Origin of the sequence: Candidatus Poseidonia alphae, assembly GCF_943787815.1 — an archaeon.
GTDB classification, from domain to species: domain Archaea; phylum Thermoplasmatota; class Poseidoniia; order Poseidoniales; family Poseidoniaceae; genus Poseidonia; species Poseidonia alphae.
Genome location: NZ_CALSNW010000002.1, coordinates 1 through 21,090, shown reverse-complemented (window position 1 = coordinate 21,090; position 21,090 = coordinate 1). Strand labels below are relative to the sequence as shown.

Below are 21,090 nucleotides of genomic sequence, written 5' to 3'. Positions count from 1 at the left end.
GCCTGTCCTGATGTAAATACCGCAACGCGAGGGGTTCTTATGGAAGACGCTCCTGCTAAGATCATGCTCTTCCGTGCTCTAACGCCTCTTGTGGTGGCTTTTTTGCTCACCGTAAGCGCTATCCCCCCCGGAAATACGTCCGAAGAACCTGAACGTCTCGAGATGGAAGTTATCTTGAATTCTACCGGAAACAACAGCACTGCTGGATGGATGGTCGGTGCTGGAGGGGAAAGCATTGAACGGATTGGAGGCATGATCTCCCTCGAAAACGGTCAATTCTTGGTCACAGGTTCTTTTGAATCAAGCATTGAGTTCCATGGTGATGTCGAAGGCTATGCAAGCAATGACAGCGAATTTGGAGAAGATTTCTATCTCGCGTGGATCAACGAAAACGGTACTTGGAACAGAACCCTATCTGGAGGCAGTTCTGGCCTTGACGTGATCAGTCATTCAGCCATGCTCGCCGATGGAACGATTATCATTGCTGGAGTTTACTGCGGTTTAACCTATCAGGAAACCTGCAACATGACATTGGGCCAGTTGAATCCACTGCAAACCACCGAATCAAATCTGGGTGGTATTTTTGTCGCAGCTCTGAGCCAGGAGGGCGATTGGTTATGGGCAAGTTCAATCGCCAACGAACATGAGATTTTCGTGATGGACCTCATGGTAACACAAAGCAACCAAATCCATCTGGCAATCAATTACAGAGGCTCTGTTGAGGTGGAAAGTGGAACCATCGTTGGGGGAGAAATCGAACAAGCAGCTGTTGTTGTTCACGATTCTACCGGCCTGGTCATCGCACACCATTCGACCTTGTCCTCAGGTCCCATAGAATCCATTGGGTGCCTTTGTGAAGATGGCTTTGGTTCAACATATTTTGCATTGAATTTTGAACAATTCATTGCGTTCGATGATTTTGTAGCCTCCAATAACGGTTCAACGGACATCGTCGTCGCCCATTATGGAGTCGACGGATGGCTTTGGGCAAACAGCGCAGGCGGAGAAGGCGATGAAACATTGGCGGATTGTATTGGGTTGGCTAACGGTGGACTGCGAGTGGTAGGAGATTTTAATCAACAAATGATGTTTGACAACCTGTCTACATCGGTACCGCAATGGTATGATTTCTTCGACGCTACCATGAACGGTGATGGAGCGTGGACTTCCGCAGACTCGTTTGGAGGAAACGGTGCAGAACACGCAGTAGGATTGAAACTAACTCCTCAGGGAGATGCAATTATTCTTGGATCAATGACTGGAAGTTTTCAATTGGGAGACGATGTATTGGTTGACCAAGACGGTTACAACGATGGAGAACATTACGACATGTTTCTCGCACAAAGGTTAGCCAACGGTTCTTGGGACTGGGCTATTTCTGCAGGTGGTCCAGGAAACGACTTGGCCGTTGAACTGGCTTTCAACGCCGATGGCTCTCCCGTTGTCGGATTTATCTCCAATGCTGATGCTGTTATCATCACCCATGAATTTGACCAACGCAATTCCTACGACATGGGAGTTTGGATGTACGTTACTGACCTTGATGCCGATGGTGTTCTCGATGGAAAGGACAATTGCCCTAAATTAGCGAATACGGATCAGGCCAATTTTGACTTGGATGTCTTTGGTGACCTCTGTGATGATGACGATGATAACGATGGAAAACCGGACTTGGAAGACGATTGTGATTTGAGTTTTGTTGGTTGGTTCAGCAATTCAATTACCGACCACGATGACGATGGCTGCCGTGATGCAACAGAGGATTATGACGATGATGCTGATGGGATTTTTGATAGCAATGACCTCTGCCCCAGAGGTCCAGTTGGATGGGTTTCTACTCTTGAGAACGACGTTGAAAGCGATGGATGTTCAGATGAAGACCTCGACGAGGACGGATTTGTCGACCAATTGGACAACTGTCCAACTTTAGCAAATCCAACCCAAGCGGACCTTGATGGTGACGGAACAGGCGACCCGTGTGATGATGACAAAGACGGGGATGGAATCAGCATCCCTGCCGATACTTGCCCTAACGACCTCGAGCCATGGACCTCAACCCTCACCAACGATTACGACCGAGACGGATGCATGGACGCGACGATGGATGAGGACGATGACAATGACGGAGTCAAGGACCCCTTCGACGCTTGTTTACTGGGAGAAAAAGGATGGTTCCTTGGTGGCTCTACAGTCGACCATGATGAAGACGGCTGTCTCGATAGTACTGAGGACGATGATGACGATAACGATGGATTCAAAGACCCTATTGACCGATGCCCCAAGGGAATCATTGGACTATCAGGAACGGGCCAAGACGTGGACGGGGACGGGTGTATCGATTCCGTAGAGGACGATGATGATGACCAAGATGGAGTCCTCGATGTCCTCGATGGTTGTCCACTCACCAAAACCACCGAAACTGCAAACCTCAACGGATGCAGTCAGTACCAACTCGATGATGACGACGACGGAGTGAGTAATGCTTACGACTTCTGTCTTAATACTGGTTTAGGAAATGTGGTTGATGTTCGTGGATGTACCGTCGATTTAGATGGAGCATCGGGGGAAACCGACGGTAATGGAATCAGCTTGACAACGGTCATGTTCCTCCTTGCCGCAGCACTTGGTGGATGGGCGCTGGTCACAACCATGCGTCGGCCTGAACTTCCACCCCTACCGCCTAAGCGCCCCCAGGACATTGCAATCCCTTCCTCTAGGGACAATGAAAGCGAGTGATCAAGCGTAAACAATAGCGGGAGAAAGGGGCATCGCCGAGCCTGCTCGCTCGGTGTTGTCGTCCTCGCTCTCGCCTTCAACCACCACTACAGATTCCAGTCCCAAATCAGATGCAATGAATGCCGATGCTGCTTCAAGAACATTCTTTTCATCAAGTGAAGAGAGAATCACCTGACGTGATTCATCGTCCCACTTGAACACTTGAGGAAGCATTTTCTTTCCCCAGAAGCCGATCATTTCGCCTTTTCGCTCTCCTTGTGCCATCGCCATTTGAGCCAGAATCGGTACGAATTGCTTGGGGTGGCCCCCTTCAGAGATGAATTCAAGTGCGGAGCGGGCCATTTCCCTTTTCCACGATGGTGAAAGGACCACCGTTGCAGATTTTGCCGGGCCGCCCAAGTGGCGTTCTGCGATGTTCTGAACCTTCCGGGCTTGTTCCAAGAAATCACGGATGTATTGCTCGCCAGCGAGGATGAGATGTTCGTCGTCGCTTACGGGCACCGGTGATTGAAGGTGGCTGTTGGCTGCGAAGGATTCACTGCGTTGCAAGCCCGCCCACCACTCCTCAGCTATATGCGGAGTTGAGACTGAAATCATTTGAGCCCACTGCGGCAAAATTTCAGCAGCCACTTCAGAATTTCCTCCACCCCGACGAACGTACCAATTGATGTCCTTGATGATTTCATAATGGGAGAGTTCCACCGCACGGCGTAAATCGTAAGTGTCCATGGCATCAATAAATTCGTGAACTCGCTTCTTGAAACGTGCTACCAGCCAAGCGTCCATCGAACTTGCTTCACCCTTCCACTCACTAAGTTGCTCAGGCATGGCTTGCAGTTGGAGCATGACTCGATGATTGGCTTCCAGTGCAGCATCTGACCAATCCATTCCAGCGGTTGGGTTGGCTGCAAAGAGGATGAAGAGGCGGACCGTGTCTGCGCCATACAACTCAATCATGGCTTCTGGAGAGACGGTGTTACCGGTAGATTTGCTCATCTTGGCTGAACGCTCGGTCAATGGCTGATTGCAATGCGGGCACGGTGACCCCGCAAGGTCAACGGTATGCGTAACGCTGCACGAGGCGCAATAAGGAGCGGATTTGTTGACCATTCCTTGACAGAGCAATTCCTTGAACGGTTCGTCTACACTCGTCAGGCCAAGGTCTCGCAGCGCTTTGGTCATGAACCGGGCATAAATCAAGTGCATCTGAGCGTGTTCAATACCACCGCAGTAGAAATCAACCATCATCCATTGGTCGGCCAAAGATTTCTCAAAACAAACATCATCGTTGAGAGCATCGGTATAGCGCAGGAAATACCACGATGAATCCATGAATGTGTCCATTGTATCGGTCTCCCTACGAGCCTGAACTCCGCATGTTGGGCATGGCGCATGAATGAACGATTTTGATGTCTCAAGGGGGTTGCCCTGTCCGAAGACAACATCCCGTGGAAGTTCAACGGGAAGGTCTTGTTCCGGTACTGGAACGGCTCCACAAGCATCGCAGTGGATGATCGGAATTGGAGTTCCCCAGTATCGCTGACGGGAAACCAACCACGGGCGTATTTTCCAGTTGACCCTGCGAAGACCCATGTTCTTGGATTCGAGTGCCTCACATATTGCGTTACGAGCGTCTTGACCATACAACCCATCAAAGCCTTCTAAACCGGAGTTGACCATCCATCCATCGTCGACTTCAGCTGCGTCGATTGGAGCTTCGCTGTCTCCCCCTTCGTTCATCACCAAGACCCGCTTGATGGGAATCTCAAACACTTTGGCGAAATCGTGATCGCGTTCATCGTGGCCAGGAACGGCCATGACGGCGCCTGTTCCATAGGTGGCGATGACAAAATTACCAAACCAGATTGGAACCTCTTCTCCAGTCAAAGGATGGATTGCAAATCGGCCAGAAAAGACTCCTTTCTTTTTGTTCATGTTCTTGATTCGATCGAATTCAGACATGTTGACAACTTCGTCGTGAAGAATCTTCCAGTCCGCTTCATGTTCACTGCCCTCAACAAGTTGTTGTGAAAGAGGGTGTTCGGGGGCAAAAGTGACGAAGGTCGCTCCAAAAAGGGTATCAGGGCGTGTGGTAAAGACTTCAAACGTCAGGTCAGAATCAACCACTTGAAACGTGATGTCTGCACCTTCCGACCTGCCCAACCAATCGCGTTGAAGGGACTTCACGTGGTCTGGAAATTTGATCGAATCCAAACCGTCAAGCAATTCTTGTGCATACGAAGGCAGGTCGATGAACCATTGACTCATTCCCTTTTGCTCAACGGGACCATTGCATCGCCAGCATCGCCCGGCTTTGACCTGCTCATTAGCGAGAACCGTGTTGCATGATTCACACCAGTTCACCGGTGCGAATTCTCGTTTTGCAAGGCCGCTTTCAAAGAATTTTGTGAAAAACCATTGATTCCACTTGTAATAACGTGGGTCGTGACTCTTCAAGGTTCGGCTCCAGTCGTAGGAGAATCCCATTCGCTTAATTTGCTGCGTGATGGAAGCCATGTTTCGCTCGGTAATATCGTGAGGGTGGCCTCCTTCAGACATCGCTGCGTTTTCTGCTGGCATCCCGAAGGAATCGAAACCCATTGGGTAGAGAACCTCAAAGCCCATCATTCGCTTGTAACGAGCAACTGCATCACCTATCGAGTAATTTCTCACGTGACCCATATGCATTTTCCCGGATGGGTACGGATACATTTCCAGACAATAGAATTTTGGCTTTTCTCCTGTAATATCCGCCTTAAACAGGTCTGCATCGGCCCATTTCTTCTGCCAGGCGACTTCATCCACGGGAAGCATTTCACTTGACATTCGTGTTCACCGCCCACTGGACGATTTTGGCCAGCCGCCTTCACGCTATCAATTCCCCGCTCCTCAGATGCGAAAAGGACGGATTCAGATTGAGCCCTTCAAATGCGAATGCATTGAGTTAGTCTTGTGAGAAGTCGGTGCTGGTTTCCAGCAAGAAGATCGCTTCACGAGTGAGCTTGTAGCGGTTTTTGACTCCCATCTTACGGCGTTCAACCAAACCGTATTTTTGCAGTGTGCGAAGGTGGTGGGAGATCAATTGCTGACTTTTCTCAAGTCGTTTGGCGAGTTCTGCTTGTGTTGGGAATCCTCCTAACTGGCCGTCTTCATCCAAAAGGCTGAGGATTTTCCCTTGCAGACTGTTCGGGTCCGGTGAAAGAGGCGGGACGGGGAGGTCATCGTCGACCATGTTCGGATGAAGTTGGTTGGTGAAAGGATAAAACCGGACAAGGCGGCCGTCTTTTTTCCTCCAAACATTTTCTTCTGCCTCAAGGATTCGAAGGTGGTGGGTGATTTGGCCGTTGCTCATATCCAGTGCCGCCATGAGCGCACGGAAATGACACCCTGGGTTGGCTGTCAGGTACCCCATTAGCCGTCCTCGTTGATACCTTCCATCTGTGGTTTCATGCGTTTTACCGAGCAGACCGAGGAACCAAAGGCCCGCCAAGGTTGAGGGAATACGTAAACTTTCATTTGATGCAGCCACGATAAAGACCAACGAAAGAATGGATGTTGTTGCGACCACGCTCAACGCGGTGACCACTGGCGTAGGGGTTGTTTCAGAAGTGGGAACAATCGGTTTCGATTCATCAGAAGCCTCCTCGGCGTTGGACTGAGGGGTTTGTTCCATCACAACTTCAACAATGCCGACTGAAGGGGCATTAAAGTTCACACACGGTGGTGAAGAGGGTTCGGTGAGGACAAGATAGATCCCTTGAACTTCTGAAGTGGGCTGCCATGACCCCATTCCTCGTGCATGAGCCAACAGATATTGTTCATCGTTGGCCGTCAAGACCCAGCATGTACCTTGTTCGGTGAGGATGCCACTCCAGGTCCCTGTTAGTTCAAACGTCTCACTCAACTCAACTTCGTCCTGCACATCCAGTGAATCGTCCGTCATCGGCCAGGCAAACTGAAGGTTATGTACGATACGAGGGGAACTCTCAATGGTGATTTCGAGCGTATACATCCCATCGGGAAGTAAGGACATTCCATCTTGAATCATGGCCACAGAAACGGTCGTGAACGGTGTGTTTTCTGACCCTGAAGTTAACAGAAGTTTTCGTCCAGAATAATCGTTGCACAGGGTTTGGAGTTCGTGGGCAAGAACTTGGCTTTGGTCGTAGAACGTGAGTGTGTACGTACAAGGACTGACCATTCGTAAATACATATCTTCGTTATCATTTTGGATACCCAGGGCAACATCAATCGACGTTTCGTCGTTCGCTGTAATCGTGGGGATGAGGGTCAGGTCGGAGGTTGATTCGCATGGATTAGCAACCATGTCGGTGTAGTGAATTATTGTGCTCGTACTCAAGGCGTATTGCGGCACCTCAACGACCACGGTGAAGGTACCAGGGGACACAAGACATCCATTCGATTTGAAGAAGTTCCATTGCGGCAAAGGAAAGTTGAGTGGGCTATCGGGTGAAAGTTGCATTTCCAAATCAATTTCCACACACGGGTTTTCAATCCGACTGTCAAAGACGACCGTTCCAAAGTCATCAATAATCCACATTTCAGCCTTGCATGTCGAGGTGAATTCCAATGTTTGGTCAGCCTCGTTTGTGCTGGCCATGTCAAGTGACATTGCAAGTACTTCACCGTTGGAATAGTCGTTGAGTGTACGTCCTGCTCGATCGATAGAGAGAATCGCATCTACGCTCTGAAGGGGAACTTCGCTCCAAGAAACTGAGGTTGAATATTCAAATCCATCGCCAGGGGTCGAGAGGGTGAAATTGGATTCCGGTTGGGTTTCAACCAATACGTGCCCAATGAACAATTGCTCTCCAGGCATAATGAGGTCGACACCGGCAAAGCATTCCATTCCGATGGTTCGGAGGGCTCCAATTTCAACTTCCATGAAACAGGGAGCCACGGATGAGAGGTCAATACTTTGGGCGGTAGGGTTGTCGATGTTCACTGAGAAAACTGAAGGCCCTGTTGCATCGATGGTTCGTTGGTTCTTGGTTACCGTGAATACGACGTCCTCGGGGAGGGTAACCGGTGTTTGAATTCGGACGTTCTGAGTGTCGTTCAATCCAGTTGCAGGATGATATGCTTCTATGGTGTAAAAACCACTTGGAAGCCATTGGTTTTGTTCGTTTTTCATGTCCCATTCCAAGGTATTCATGGCTTTGGTTTCTCCAGCAAAGAGGTCAATTCCTCGAGAGAGGCCTCTGCATGCCTCGCCGCCATCATGAACTTGCTCACCGGCAGAAGAGTACACCTTCAGAACAACGTCGCATGAAGGGTCGTTGTCAAAGGAAACTGAAGAACCCGAGTTAACAAAGGCCGTTGATACAGACAACGGTTGTTCCGGGCTGTACCATGATTGGTCTACGGGTTCGCTCAGACTCGTTTGAAGGGAAAGGTCGGTTGCGTCCGCTGAAGAAAGGCCAACGAGAAGGGAGGCAAGTAGAAGCCCTACCAAAAGAGATACGCGGCCTGTCGCCCTCTCGCCCATGCGATGTGAGTGATGCTCATCCCTTGAAAGGTCAGCGGTACATTCTATGTGTATCTCAAAGCACATCGTCAAGACTGAGCATGGTCGGAATCGCTGCTTCTTGTGCTGCTTCTTGCTGCATCTCGTATCGCTTCCACTCTGGAATTTCATCGCCTTCCCAGCCCAATGCGCGTGCTTCAGCATAATTCCCTTCTGTAAGGTAATGCTGAACCCAGGCTTGCCTGCGTTCTTCTTCTTCACCAAACGCATCATGAACCATCTGCTCTTCTCGTTTTGATTGAACGGCCTTTCGCTTTCCTGCGGTCTTGGCAAGTTGAGCTACAAAGATGAGGGCGAGCAAAAAGACAATCGCTCCACCCATCAATGTCAAGGTGTCCAAGTTACCGGAAAGAAGCGATTCAGAATCATCATCGCCAGTATTGGTAATGCTCGGATCGCTCTTGATGCCGCAGGTGACGATGCTGCGAGCGCCTTCAAAGATTTCAGGGTCCCAAACACACGGGTCGTTCAAATCAGATACTCCATCCTTATCGGAATCAATGCAACCGAAGACATCGATGGTTGATGTTCCTGGCTCTTTTGCGCACTCATCGGGTTGGAAGGCAGCGATTGGAGTCGCATTCTCTTCACTTCCGGAAGGAGTGTAAAATGTGTTATCTCCGAAGCCATCACCATCAAAGTCATTCCACTGCGAGACTTGAAGCGGGAAGTTGTCAACGCGGTTGAAACTGCTGAGGTTGTCGCCCCACCCGTCTCCGTCAACATCTGACCATTGACTCGCAATGTCGGGGAATGCATCTCCACTTTGATTTCGAAGAATGAGGAATGCACCGGGGTTGTCTTGGTCGGCAACCGTCTCGTTAACAAAGGAGTAATTGTCACCATAGCCATCACCGTCAGTGTCAATGTATTGGGATGCATCGTTTGGGAATGCGTCATCAACGTCTGCATAACCGTCACCGTCTGCATCTGGGCATCCTTGGCGAGCCTTCTCATACGAACTTCCTGCAACATCTACACAGTCATCACCGCTGGGTACGTTGACGTTATCGCCGTAGCCATCACCGTCGGTATCGGCCCACTGGAACGGGTCGTCTGGGAAAGCGTCTATTGGGTCGGTATACCCATCAAGGTCGGTATCGGGGCATCCTCGAGTGATTTCAAGATTGGATTCACCGTACTCTAAGGGGCAAACGTCACCGTTGGTTCCGTCGGTATTGTCGCCGTAGCCGTCGCCATCCTCGTCCGACCATTGGGTTGCGTCGTTCCAGAAAGCATCGCCGTTGTTTCCTCCGGGATTGTCACCATAACCATCTCCGTCGCTGTCCTTCCACTGACTGGTGTCGTCAGGGAAAATGTCTGCATTGGTTCCGTTCGGGTTGTCCCCGCGGTTATCACCATCACGGTCAGCCCATTGCGTTGCGTCATCAGGGAACGGGTCTCCCGCATTGGAATAGCCATCGCCATCTCGGTCAGGGCAACCTATTCGGTCGACGGTTGAGGTGCCGGGGTCTGAAGGGCAATCGTCGGAATCGTTTCCGGTTGCATTGCTACCGAATCCATCGTTGTCTTCGTCACACCACTGCGTGATATCGTTGGGGAATGCGTCTGCACCATAGCAATCGGATTTAGCAGGCCATCCGGGAGTAGGATCAGAATATCCGTCTCCATCGGTGTCTAAACAGCCAAGGCGGTCGTAAATTGAGTCGCCCCAAGTGTAGGGGCAGCCGTCTGGCCGGTCGCTGTTTGGATTGTCTCCGACCCAATCGCCATCGCTGTCAAGGTGTTGGGACCGTTCAAGTGGGAATGCGTCCGGTTGGTTGGCACTTTGAAGCAAGAGTCCTGGCCAGAAACTTGGGCGTTGCGTTTCCCATGAAATGTTATCGTAATTGTCTCCGTATCCATCGCCGTCTGTATCGTTCCATTGCGTGGCTTCATTCGGGAATGCGTCTCCGGATTGATTGAGATGGAGTTGGTATTCATTGAGTTCAAAGTAGTAATTGTCTCCGTATCCGTCACTGTCACTATCGGCCCACTGCTTGACGTCCGTAGGTGCCCAATCGCCGACATCGGACCAGCCATCACCGTCTCCGTCAGGGCAGCCAAAGCGATCCTGGCTTGATGTTCCAGGTATGATTGGACAAGCATCAGGCTCGTTGGCCGGAGCGGGGTTATCGCCGTATCCATCGTTGTCGGTATCGTTCCACTGCGTTCCATCGTCTGGGAAAGCATCGACAACACCGTCACCTTGATCGGTGGTGTTGTATCCATCATTATCAGCGTCAATGTCTGCGAACCAATAGTAGACACCCTCATCGTTTCGGGAATGGGTGGTCACAATGTCAGTCCCATCGCTTGACCAACTCAAACCGGAGACTGAACCACAATTGTTTCCTCCACCAGAACCGGTACATCCACCTGGGCGCGGCGCGTTGAACGTGTCAATTAACAATCCGACGTCGCTTGAGAATACCTTGATCGATGCTCCATCACCTTGGTAGTAAGAGTGGCCGTTAGCAACTTGTCTGCCGTCGGGTGAAAAGTCTGCGGCAAGGCAAGAGGTCGTGGTACTTTTCTGCCAGATACGAGACCAGGATGCTCCCGTGTATTCGTACATGTCAAAGCTCGCACCTGAGCCTTCCCAGCCACCGCACATCGAGATAAAATTGCCGTCAGGCGACCAGTCAATATCGTTGATAGAACCCGGGGGGTCGGTAATGGAGTGGACTGTAGTTCTCGAGGTGATGTTGACGATGTAATAGTCGCCGTTTCCGGCCACTGCAAGCAACTCTCCATCCGGTGAAAAGGAAGACGCATAGAACCTGTCTTCACCGTTTGGATTTATTCCGTTTCCAACTTGAGCTCCATCCAAGACTTTGATGAGTTTGACTTCGCCGTTGGTGCCACCGTTGCCTGAGCGGCCAATCGAAACCGCAACGAGACTGCTGTCCGGTGAGAATTCAACGTCGTTGACGTAATCGCCACCGCCGACATCCACGCTGATTCCACCGTGGACTGAAGTGAAGTTTGAATCGTGATAGATGTTGATGGTATCGTCATCCAATCCAACAGCGATGTAGAGCCCATCTGGCGAATAAGCCACTGAGGTAATTTCGCCTCCTGAGGAGTGGGCAGCAACCGAACGGACGTTGGTCCAAGTGCTTGAGTTCCACTTGCGAAGGTTGCCGTTTTCGTCGCCAGTAACGAGGAACTCCCCTGTTGGATCGTGGTCTACGTCATTGTAATCATCGCTCGAAGAGGTTGTGAACTCATTTTGGTAGTTCGGGTTATCGGTGGTCCAGCCGTCGTTAATATCCGAGGAACCGTCTCCATCATAGTCTGGACATCCATCCCTGTCGGTGGAGGAAGTTCCGTATGAAAACGGGCAGTCGTCAGCGGTGTTGTCATAACCGTCTCCGTCAGAATCTGCAGCAAATGCAATCGGTGCGAACAGGGACATCACGAAGAAAAGGGTGAGAAAAAGAGCCCTTTTTTTCTTATGAGATGTATCGGTCCAAACGGAGGCCATGATTGCGGGTGTAATTTCATCATAAAGGGTTTGTTGTCTTTATGTTCAAACAAAAACCACCGGGATAATGCAGAAAGTCTTGAACAAGGGGGCGCCTACCCTCATTTATGGGCGGAGACATACCCAAGGTCAATGTCGCTGCTCAAGACCGCGTGCTTTTGCACTTGTTGAATCAGCATCATTGGGCCGACCGATACGTAGTACCCCATGCCATGACGCGCCCCGGGATTGCCGAAGCGTGTGCACAACATCCTCCAAACGTGAGCAGAACCATGCGTAATTTACTCAAAGATGGAATGGTTGAGGAACACACCCGCTCCATTCAAGGCGAAGAACGAAGGCAGAAGACGTGGCAGTTAACCGAAGACGGAAAGGTATTGGGAGAAGAGCGGCATGAGGTCTTGAATCAGACAAAGATACTCGTTCGTAATGTTGACGGGGAACTCTTGGAACTCAAAGCAGAAGAAGCAGGCTCGCACCTTCAAACCGAATTGACGCTCCTTCAAATCCTTCTCCACGCTCAACACGAAGGCGTGCTGACCTACGGCGATATACGGTTTGGAAACATCCGCCGAACGGAGGACGATGTGTTTCCTGCACCCGGGCGGTTGATGCCGCTGGTTGGCGTTCACGCAACCTATGCTACGGCTCCGCCCGTGACGCGTCCTGTTTACGGGCGTGACATTGAGTTGAAATCATTGCACACTTGGTTTGATGACCGTAGGCCTTGTATGGTGGTCCACGGAATCGCAGGGATTGGTAAATCGACTCTCGTGGCTCATTGGCTTGAACAACACATGGAGCAACATCAGAACCTTTCAGTGTGCTGGTACCCTTGTCAACCGTGGGACCAAGCCTTAGGACTTGCAACAAGCTTGCTCCATCGCTTTGGGATTGATGAATCGCATGACCCTTACCGCCTCATCGAAACTTTACCCCTCACGCCGGGGGCGGAAATGGACGTTGATGCTTGGCGGCGTCGCCTGCTTGCCTACCTGACAGACGCAAGTACGATTCGGGAGCGGTTCAAGGACAGGGCGGGCGGGCCACCGCCGTACTGGCTCATCGTTTTGGACGATATTCACCATGTCTCTAAGGAGGCGAACCATCTGCTGGGGGCGTTGCTTCAAATCGCGCAAAAAGCCCCGCTCCGAATGGTGTTCATTTCACGAACGACACTGGATGTATACGACCGGCGCGACGTTCATATTCGTGACAACGTCCGTGAATTGGCGCTTGCGGGCCTTTCTCTTGAGGCCACTGAAGCATGGATTTCAGCGTTGGACGGTGAACATAATACTCCAATTCCAGACGTTCATGCTGCTACTGGAGGTCATCCTCTGGCCCTTGAATTGTTGGAGATTTATGGCCAACCAACCCATCAAGATTGGTTGAGGTTCCTCGACGAGGAAATTCTTGCACGGCTACCTGAGTCTGAATTGGAATTGCTGTCCACTCTTGCCGTAGCGGACGCTCCTGTCAAATGGGAATTGCTTGCAGACAGCACCGGTTGGAACGGCGCCCCCCCAGAGAATTTGCTGCAGCATGGATTGCTTCTTGAATTGGAACAGGGCATGTGGCTGCACGAAGCCCTCAAAGAACGATTGCTACGCGATGTCGGAGAAAACAAAACTGCTCGAAAGGCTAAGCTTCGTTGATCAGAAGTTGTCTGCCGTCATGAGTTCATCGATCCACTTAAGCAGAGCAGACTTGGGCATAGCGCCGGTTTTTTGTCCGACAATGGTTCCGTTTCGGTACATAAAGAGCGCTGGGATACTTCGTACTCCGAGTCGGCCGGCTGTGCCGGAATTGGAATCTGTGTCAACCTTTGCGATGAGGATGTCTCGCTCTTGAGAAACTGCTTCAAGAACTGGGGCGATGGCCTTGCACGGACTGCACCAGGGGGCCCAAAAGTCAACAATGACCCACTCGTTATCGTTCACTGCTGCTTCATATTCACTATCGGTAACGTTCCTTACTTCACCCATTCACTCACCAAAACGCCCTTGAGAAGACCCATTATGAGTCTTTGGACTGTTCCGGATGGACGGGAAGGGAGCAAGCCTCATGAGACACGACCTCTTGGATTGCACCAAGGGATACCATGATCATTGCACCGAGTGTACTCACGGCCAACTTATCGGCCCTTGCTGGAGATTGTCGCGAAGCCCTGGATGCAGGTCTTAATTGGCTCCATCTCGACGTCATGGACGGGAACTTCGTCCCCAACCTCACCTTCGGCCCACCGGTCATTCGCTCCTTACGAAAGGCACTTGGGCCCGATGCGATTTTTGATGCCCACTTGATGATCGAGAACGCTGAAGAATCGTATCAGCAATACATTGACGCCGGATGCAATCACCTTTCCATACACGTAGAAGCGGTCACACATTTGCACCGAGCCGTCACAGCCATCCGAGAAGCAGGCGCTACTGTTGGAGTTGTTCTCAATCCGGGAACCCCTGTGGAGGCCGCTCTGGAAGTGCTCGACGAACTTGACTTGGTGCTCATCATGAGCGTTAACCCGGGGTTTGGAGGCCAGTCGTTTATTCCGAGTGTAGAGAAGAAAATCCGTATTCTTTCTGAAGCCATCAAGGTCCAAGTTGCTGCAGGAGGGCGCCCCGTCCAAATCCAAGTTGACGGTGGTGTAAAAGCACACAACATCGCTATGCTCCGTGAATGGGGCGTAACCAACTGCGTCGTAGGTTCGGGCCTCTTCAATCAGAATGCAAACGTGGCGGACAATCTCGCCATCATCCATGAAGCACTGCAATGACGGAGGGGTCAACATCAAGTTGCTTGTCGTGACCCTGCTCTATCCCCTGCCTACAAACGTGAGCAGGGGCGTCTTTGTTGAAGACCATGTCAAACTTCTTCGAGAGGCCGGCCACGAAGTGCGTGTCATCAATCCACTGCCGTGGATGCCTAAATTCGCAGAAGCGCGGCGCTCAACGCATGCTGGAGTCTCAAGGGCTCCACGTACGTGGATACGAAATGACCAGTCCATTTTCGCCCCGCGCTTTTTTGCACTGCCAGAACACCCCTATCCCTCACTGACCCGCGGGAGCCTGGGCCGGAAAGCCAAGAGCGTTGAGCGCTTTTTAGGAAATTGGCGCCCTGATGCGATTGTTTGTCACACTTTATGGCCGGCAGGCGTCCTTGCTGAACGGTTGGCTGAGCGTTGGAATGTTCCTTGGACGGGCGTGGTTCACGGTTACGACTTTGATGTTGGATTACATGACAAAAGTATTGGAAAGCAGGTTCGACGCGCCGTGGCTCATTGTGATGCTCTCGTCTGTGTAACCAAGCGTCTCGCTGATACAGCAGCCAATCTTGAACGCCCGCCACGAGAACTACGAACCGTACCTTGTTCGACCGAAATTGGTCGGGATTGGGCTCGAGATTTGCGTTCCTGGCGAGGGCGATGGCGCAAGGATTCGTTGGATATTCTCTTTCCAGCCGACCCGCGCCGCCCTGAGAAGCAGCACCTGCTTGCTCTAGAAACTGGAGAAGAAATGGAGCACCGTGGGTGGGTTGTTGGCGTCACGCACCTCAAACAACAACCGCGTGACATCGTTCATGACCGCATGCTGGTCGCTGACGTGACGCTCATCACTTCTAAGAGAGAAGCCGGACCGCTGGTTGCCAGAGAATCCCTCCTCTGCGGAACTCCTGTTGTCAGCGTAGATGTTGGAGAAGTCGCCACGTATCTGCCCGAAGCATGGGTGTGTGACGCCACGCCTTCGGCACTTGCTGACGGTATTGAGGCTGCACTTCGTGACGGATGGACAAAAGAAGCGACCGTTAAGGAAACGCTCGCCTTTGCTTCAAACAAAACGGTCATCCAAGCGTGGAACGCATTGCTTTCAACCCTGGTGGAGCGAACATAAACAACGGTAAACCGAAAATCCACCAGTACGTGTGGGTCACAAAACCTATGACGGCAAACGTGGTACAAAGGAGCATGAGCAACCAATCGTCGCGGCGCTGAGTGACCTGCTTCATGGACCCGCTCATTGCCCACGAAAACAAGAGAAGGAAGAACGCGGTCATACTGCTTGCAAGAGCAGCGCCGTAAAGGCGTTGAGACGCACTCGATGGTACGGTAAGAATGAACAATCCTCCTAGAACAACGGCAACCGCCAAGACCAAGACGATGAATTGAGTGAAACGCCAAGGGTTTGGTCCCGCCATCACCGCGGTGTAGGTTGGTGTTGCCATCAATGTCATTGCCCATCCAAACAGGAGCACATAGAACAGGTCTACAGCTGATGCCCCATAAGTGGAATCAAAGTATTCTGATGGGAAAGCGATTGGAGCGAACACGGCTACCAAAAATGCTCCTCCGTAAAGACCGAACGGGAGCAATCCAAACGACATATCAAGCGCTTTTTCCATTTCACGGCGATGTTGAAGTTCATCGTCTCTGGATGCTCCAAGTACGGGAAGTAACGCTGCCCTCATCGCTGCGGGAACAACCAACCCCGCCAGCCAAGCCAACTGCGCAACATGGAAGACCGCAGCGACCTCGCTTCCCTGACTGTATGCGATCATAAACTTCTCAATTCGTACAACATAGGGAAGAACGCCGAGGGTGATTGCAAAGGGCAGGGCTGCATACAAGAGCACCTTATTCGAGGTCCACGAAGCGTTCAGGCGACTCCAATCCATTGCACCTGTGTTTCTCGGTGCTCTTAGGATGACCAGTACGAGTGCAAGGAGCCACCCGACCACAGCGCCAGCAAGGAAGACCGACGTATAGGCAACGACCGACGTGCTCCCCTGGTAGAAGAGGGTCGCGTAACCAAGAGTGGTCACCAAACGCTCTCCAACTTTCGAAGCCGCCTCAAGCCGCGCCTCTCCCAACACCCTCAATCCACTTCTCGGGGCGTAAGAGGCAACGTGGGCCAATGCGATCAGTCCGGCCAGTATCAGCACTGATGGAGGGGGGTTGAGCTGAATCCAGTGTTGTGGGTGAACAACCAGAGCGACGACCACAAAAGGGATGCTCATCAGCAATTGCAAACGGTAAATTCTCCAAACTGCTGCTCGAACCAATTCCGGCGCACGGCTACCGTCCCTAGCAAGAAGCGTGGGCAGGCCTAAATCAATGACAAGAAACAGCGATGCAAACAAGTCGATGGCAAGGACCATCCAACCGTAATGCTCAGCAAGCAAAGCGTGAGTGAGAACGATCTGTCCGATGAAAGCAAGAGCGACCGCAACCAGGTCGGCTCCAACAAGCCATCCCGCATCTCGCCCGCTTGATGGACGACGGGGGGGTGATGCAGCGCCCATGTTCGCTGCTGGAGTTCGCCGCTTTCAAGCCCTGCGTACATTTTTGTGAGCGGTTGTCATTCCTCTACCTTCCACTCCCAAATGCTGACTTGTCCTTTTTCTCCCTCTGTCCGGCCCATCTGATGTATAAACGGTGACTTTCGTAGAGCGCGTTGAAGAATGTGGGCACGAATCTCGCGCCCATCCTGATTGAGTGCAGCGATGATTTCAGAGGTTGAGGCTGGTCCATTTCGCCTTAACCAACCAACAATCCAATTTGCCTGTTCGCGGTTGGCATTTCGCTCTTCGCTCCAGCGAGACGGCCGAACCATGGGTGAACCTCACGCCAAGCGCTGATGAATCTTTGTAGAGTACAAGGGTTCGTTAGAACTCAAGCTGTGCGGCCTTCGTCGTACATCTGACGAAGACTTCCGTCCTGAAGCATCTCCATAGCGATGTCTGACCCGCCAATGAGTTCTCCGTTAACGAAGATTTGAGGCATGGTAGGGAAGTCTGACCAAGCACATACCGAAGGTATTGCCGTTGGGTGGCTGAGCACATTGAGCGAAGCGAAATCTTCGCCAAGTTGCTGCAATACTTGTGCGGCACGGTTTGAAAAACCGCATTGTGGCTCATTTGGGTTTCCTTTCATGAACAATACAATTGAATGTTCATCGACGAGTGCTTGCAATTCTTCAGGTGTCCAGTTCATGTTTCTCAATCCTTGTTCTTTTGGAGGCGTCGTATGTGTACCCCTTGGCCTCCACCGTGGGGGTCAAACGCTGTATCCCCTGCAGTTTCTGCTTGGGCTGGCGTCATGCACTTGAGGTCAAGTGCGTGAATGGGGTGGGGGATGTGTTCTTTCATGACTGCAAGAACTTGCTTTTGACGTTGAAGGGGGCGCATTCCGTCAAACGAAGGAGAGATAATTCGAACATGAAAGTGGTCACCGGAGCGGTGCAGGTCAATGACTTCAACGATGGCGTCTGGGACTGCTTTGAGCACTTCTGCTTCAATCCATTCCGTCCCGACCATGTCCACGCCTCAACCCCCCGTGGCGTCGCCTCTTCTTTGAATCTGCGCATACGAATTCTTCTGTTTCAACCCGTAAGTTGCCTCTGTTATGAGGTTCCTGTCTCAAAGTGGCCGTCCGACTGCGTAAACTTCCCAACCTTGTGCTCCAACGGCTTCAAGGTCAAGCACGCGCCTTCCATCGTACAAGATTGCAGTGTTCATATTCGAAGCCAAAGCGCTCCAATCAAGTTCAACACACACTTTGTGGGCCGTGACAAGAACGGCGAGATTGAAGCCTTTTGCATCGTTGATATCTCCAATGTACTCGACTGAATCGGGAAGGCTCTCCTCGCTGAGGTGGGGGTCAAACACGCCGACCTGAATGCCTCGGTTTTGAAGTGCTTCAGCCAACGGCTCAGCAGGCGTTTCACGCGGGTCGCCCACTTCGGCCTTGTACGACCATCCGAGGAACAGGACTTTTGTGCTCTCTGCAGACAACCCTGCTTTCCATAGGATGTCAATCAGGACTTGAGCAACGTGGTTCGGCATCGAGCGGTTGACGGCTCGTGCTGCGGTAATCAGCCTGCAGGAACACCGACATCGGCTGCTCGTTGAATCATGTAGTACGGGTCAACGGGAATGCAGTGCCCTCCGACGCCAACACCAGGCGTGTATCGGTGGAAGTTCCACTTGGTCGCTGCTGCAGAAAGCACGTCTTCGACATCGACATCCAAAGCAGGGAAAATTCGGGCTAATTCGTTGACAAGGGCGATGTTGATGTCGCGCTGCACGTTTTCGATGACTTTTGCAGCTTCAGCCACTTCGAGTTTGCCGACGTAACGGACGTCTTCGTGGTCAACTTTGAATACAATTGAACGAGCATCTCGCCAATTTCTGGGTTTGAACAGCCGATGACGCGAGCGACTTGACGGACGCCGTGGCGCGCATCGCCTGGATTGAACCGTTCAGGGCAGTAGGCGATTTCGAGATCCTCTCCAATGACAAGACCCAATTCTTCAACGATTGGCAACCATGTTTGTGCGGTGACACCGGGATAAACTGTTGATTCGAGCACAACAATGGTGTTCGAGCCTTTTGGAATTGCTTCGAAGACTGCCCTTCCGGCTGCTTCAACGTAGGACAAATCGGGTTTGAGGTCGTGGGTAATTGGTGTTGGAACGGTCACCAGAACAACATCGCAGTGGGGTACGGCTTCAGCAGTTGAGTGGTAATGTTCCAACGTTCTGTGCCGGGTGCAGGCACAATATCGTCCACGTCGGGGTCACCGGTGGGGTTTTCTCCAGCACGAACCATGTCGACTGTGCGTTGTGAAACATCCACGCCCCATACTTCGAAACCTGCGTCATGGAAGCCAATGGCAGTTGGAAGTCCGACATAACCGAGGCCGATGATGCAAACTGAGAGCGTACCATCGGAAGTTTTTGTCGCCAATGTGGCTGTAATGGCCATGGAGACTCCTACCGCACTCTAGCATTGAAGATAGCGGTTCGGCGGGTTCTGATTGCAGCGTTCACAAAGGAAGGTGAAACGAGAGGTCGCCTCTCTCAAATGTCGTCGCCTTTATGTGTGAACGGACAAACCCCGGAGCATGGATGCAAGCGAGAAGGGGCCTACGCTCGTTCCTTTATGGGGAAAGCGAAGCCTCCATCGCCTTCCGTTCATTGTTTTGACCGATCTATTTCGTTCCAGGCATCTTCTGAGTTTGCTCGTCAAACGAGACCTCAACGCACGCTATCGCCGGGCCTATCTCGGTTATGCGTGGGCAGTGCTTGAACCACTCCTTCTAGCCGTCGTATACACTTTCATTTTCACCATTCTAGTTGGTTCATCTGACCCGCTTTATCCAGTCAAAATTATTCTCGGCATCATCGGGTGGACGATGTTTGCGAGGTCACTTACCACTTCTACAAAATCGCTGAGCAGTTCCATCAATCTCTTTCAATTTGCACGCGTTCCGAAAACAGTCTTTGCAACAAGTGGGACGCTGACAAACGCCGTTCTTGCTGTCATTTCTCTCACCTGTCTGATTCCATTTTATTTCATTCACGACCTCCCGATAACCGCAAACCTTCTGATGCTCCCCGTTTGGTTATTACTGCTTTCCTTCACCGGATGGGGGATTGGATTGTTGTTAGCTCCGATTGCATGCAAAGTTCCTGATGTCCTCAACCTGATCAATTTCCTTGTTCGAGCAGGATTTTTCCTCTCCCCGGTCATGTGGACCTACGATATGTTCAACACTCGGTTTGGAGAAGGATGGCATGCGATTGTGGCCCACATGAACCCAACAGTCGTTCCCATCACGGGGATGCGAGATGCTGTTCTTGGAGAATCTTCAGCAATACCTGGCTACGGTTATGCGATGTGCTTGGGAATCGCACTTCTAGGCTATATCTTCGGCGCCATGGTCTTTGAGCGTAAAGCACACAGGGCGGTGGTGAATGTATGACGGTCGTCATGCGACTGGATGACATCACACTGGAATATCCAGTGCCTCGCCAATACCGGAAGGAAGATGTCCAACCTTCGGGTGTTCGCAACATTTCCTTGGAGGTCAACCAAGGGGAAGTTTTGGGTATCATCGGACGCAACGGTTCAGGCAAAAGCACGCTTCTGAAGATGATGGCTGGCGTTTTCCCCCCTGATTCAGGGACTATTGCCACGCGAGGAAGCGTCTCTCTTCTTGCAGGCGTTGGCGTAGGGTTTCACAAAGAATTGACGGGACGTGAGAACGCCTACCTCTACGGCGCCTTGATGGGACGAACGACGGAACAAATTGACGAACTGATTGAGGAAATCCAATCCTTTGCCGAGCTTGACCACCACTTCGACCGGCCAATTCGTACGTATTCTTCTGGAATGAAATCTAGGCTTGGCATCTCTGTCGCCACCGCGTTCAAACCCGACTTGCTCTTGATCGACGAAGTGCTGGGCGTTGGAGATGCTTCATTTCGAAAGAAGAGCGAAAAAAGAGTGAAAGATATGATTTCTGAATCTGGGACGG

At 51.5% G+C, this 21,090-nt stretch carries 16 protein-coding genes and 1 pseudogene; 6 read left to right on the top strand and 11 right to left on the bottom strand.

Going from position 1 to position 21,090, the window contains the following annotated elements:
- Nucleotides 1-39 precede the first annotated feature (39 nt).
- On the top strand, nt 40-2,736 hold the full coding sequence (locus AAA857_RS03895; protein ID WP_338173323.1) for a thrombospondin type 3 repeat-containing protein: 2,697 nt from the start codon (nt 40-42) through the stop codon (nt 2,734-2,736).
- On the opposite strand, the gene leuS is transcribed toward AAA857_RS03895, so the two are convergent.
- The 3 genes from leuS to AAA857_RS03880 all read right to left on the bottom strand — a co-directional run bounded on the left by leuS (nt 2,737) and on the right by AAA857_RS03880 (nt 11,774).
- The gene (gene leuS / locus AAA857_RS03890) at nt 2,737-5,562 is read right to left on the bottom strand and encodes a leucine--tRNA ligase (protein WP_338173321.1); all 2,826 of its coding nucleotides are present in this window, start codon (nt 5,560-5,562) and stop codon (nt 2,737-2,739) included.
- A 118-nt stretch (nt 5,563-5,680) separates the two neighbouring features.
- Nucleotides 5,681-8,245 carry an ArsR family transcriptional regulator gene (locus AAA857_RS03885; RefSeq protein WP_338173319.1) on the bottom strand — a complete coding sequence of 855 codons (2,565 nt, stop codon included), beginning with the start codon at nt 8,243-8,245 and terminating at the stop codon, nt 5,681-5,683.
- A gap of 55 nt (nt 8,246-8,300) precedes the next feature.
- On the bottom strand, nt 8,301-11,774 hold the full coding sequence (locus tag AAA857_RS03880; protein WP_338173317.1) for a hypothetical protein: 3,474 nt from the start codon (nt 11,772-11,774) through the stop codon (nt 8,301-8,303).
- A 107-nt stretch (nt 11,775-11,881) separates the two neighbouring features.
- On the opposite strand from AAA857_RS03880, the gene AAA857_RS03875 reads away from it, so the two are divergent.
- Nucleotides 11,882-13,432 (top strand): AAA family ATPase, encoded by a 1,551-nt coding sequence (locus AAA857_RS03875; protein WP_338173315.1) that lies wholly within the window; start codon nt 11,882-11,884, stop codon nt 13,430-13,432.
- Here the strand turns inward: AAA857_RS03875 and trxA are convergent, their stop codons facing one another.
- Entirely contained in the window at nt 13,433-13,762 is a 330-nt protein-coding gene (trxA, locus tag AAA857_RS03870; RefSeq protein WP_338173313.1) for a thioredoxin, read from the bottom strand.
- 116 nt (nt 13,763-13,878) lie between these two features.
- On the opposite strand from trxA, the gene rpe reads away from it, so the two are divergent.
- Nucleotides 13,879-14,550 carry a ribulose-phosphate 3-epimerase gene (rpe, locus tag AAA857_RS03865; protein ID WP_338173311.1) on the top strand — a complete coding sequence of 224 codons (672 nt, stop codon included), beginning with the start codon at nt 13,879-13,881 and terminating at the stop codon, nt 14,548-14,550.
- Nucleotides 14,534-15,664, top strand: a complete 1,131-nt coding sequence (locus AAA857_RS03860) for a glycosyltransferase (protein WP_338173309.1) — start codon at nt 14,534-14,536, stop codon at nt 15,662-15,664. The genes rpe and AAA857_RS03860 overlap by 17 nt, the downstream gene beginning before the upstream one ends.
- Here AAA857_RS03860 and AAA857_RS03855 read toward each other — a convergent pair.
- The 7 genes and pseudogenes from AAA857_RS03855 to AAA857_RS03825 all read right to left on the bottom strand — a co-directional run bounded on the left by AAA857_RS03855 (nt 15,615) and on the right by AAA857_RS03825 (nt 19,535).
- Entirely contained in the window at nt 15,615-17,072 is a 1,458-nt protein-coding gene (locus AAA857_RS03855) for an oligosaccharide flippase family protein (RefSeq protein WP_338173307.1), read from the bottom strand. The two genes, AAA857_RS03860 and AAA857_RS03855, sit on opposite strands and share 50 nt — an antisense overlap.
- A gap of 56 nt (nt 17,073-17,128) precedes the next feature.
- The gene (locus AAA857_RS03850) at nt 17,129-17,383 is read right to left on the bottom strand and encodes a hypothetical protein (RefSeq protein ID WP_338173305.1); all 255 of its coding nucleotides are present in this window, start codon (nt 17,381-17,383) and stop codon (nt 17,129-17,131) included.
- Nucleotides 17,384-17,442: 59 nt separating this feature from the next.
- A complete protein-coding gene (locus AAA857_RS03845) occupies nt 17,443-17,763 on the bottom strand; it encodes a glutaredoxin domain-containing protein (protein ID WP_338173303.1) in 321 nt (106 codons plus the stop codon).
- A 5-nt stretch (nt 17,764-17,768) separates the two neighbouring features.
- Nucleotides 17,769-18,086 carry a BolA family protein gene (locus AAA857_RS03840; RefSeq protein ID WP_338173301.1) on the bottom strand — a complete coding sequence of 106 codons (318 nt, stop codon included), beginning with the start codon at nt 18,084-18,086 and terminating at the stop codon, nt 17,769-17,771.
- A gap of 102 nt (nt 18,087-18,188) precedes the next feature.
- Nucleotides 18,189-18,614, bottom strand: coding sequence for a UDP-glucose/GDP-mannose dehydrogenase family protein (locus tag AAA857_RS03835; protein WP_338173298.1), 426 nt, complete (start codon nt 18,612-18,614; stop codon nt 18,189-18,191).
- 29 nt (nt 18,615-18,643) lie between these two features.
- Nucleotides 18,644-18,856, bottom strand: a complete 213-nt coding sequence (locus AAA857_RS03830) for a hypothetical protein (protein WP_338173296.1) — start codon at nt 18,854-18,856, stop codon at nt 18,644-18,646.
- Nucleotides 18,817-19,535 (bottom strand): annotated as a pseudogene (locus tag AAA857_RS03825) (NAD(P)-binding domain-containing protein). Before AAA857_RS03825 ends, AAA857_RS03830 begins: the two are co-directional and overlap by 40 nt.
- 139 nt (nt 19,536-19,674) lie before the next feature.
- Here AAA857_RS03825 and AAA857_RS03820 point away from each other — a divergent pair.
- Both AAA857_RS03820 and AAA857_RS03815 read left to right on the top strand, forming a co-directional pair.
- Nucleotides 19,675-20,535 carry an ABC transporter permease gene (locus AAA857_RS03820; RefSeq protein ID WP_338173294.1) on the top strand — a complete coding sequence of 287 codons (861 nt, stop codon included), beginning with the start codon at nt 19,675-19,677 and terminating at the stop codon, nt 20,533-20,535.
- On the top strand, nt 20,532-21,090 hold a 559-nt coding region (locus AAA857_RS03815), incomplete at its 3' end, for an ABC transporter ATP-binding protein (protein ID WP_338173293.1). The genes AAA857_RS03820 and AAA857_RS03815, both read left to right, overlap by 4 nt.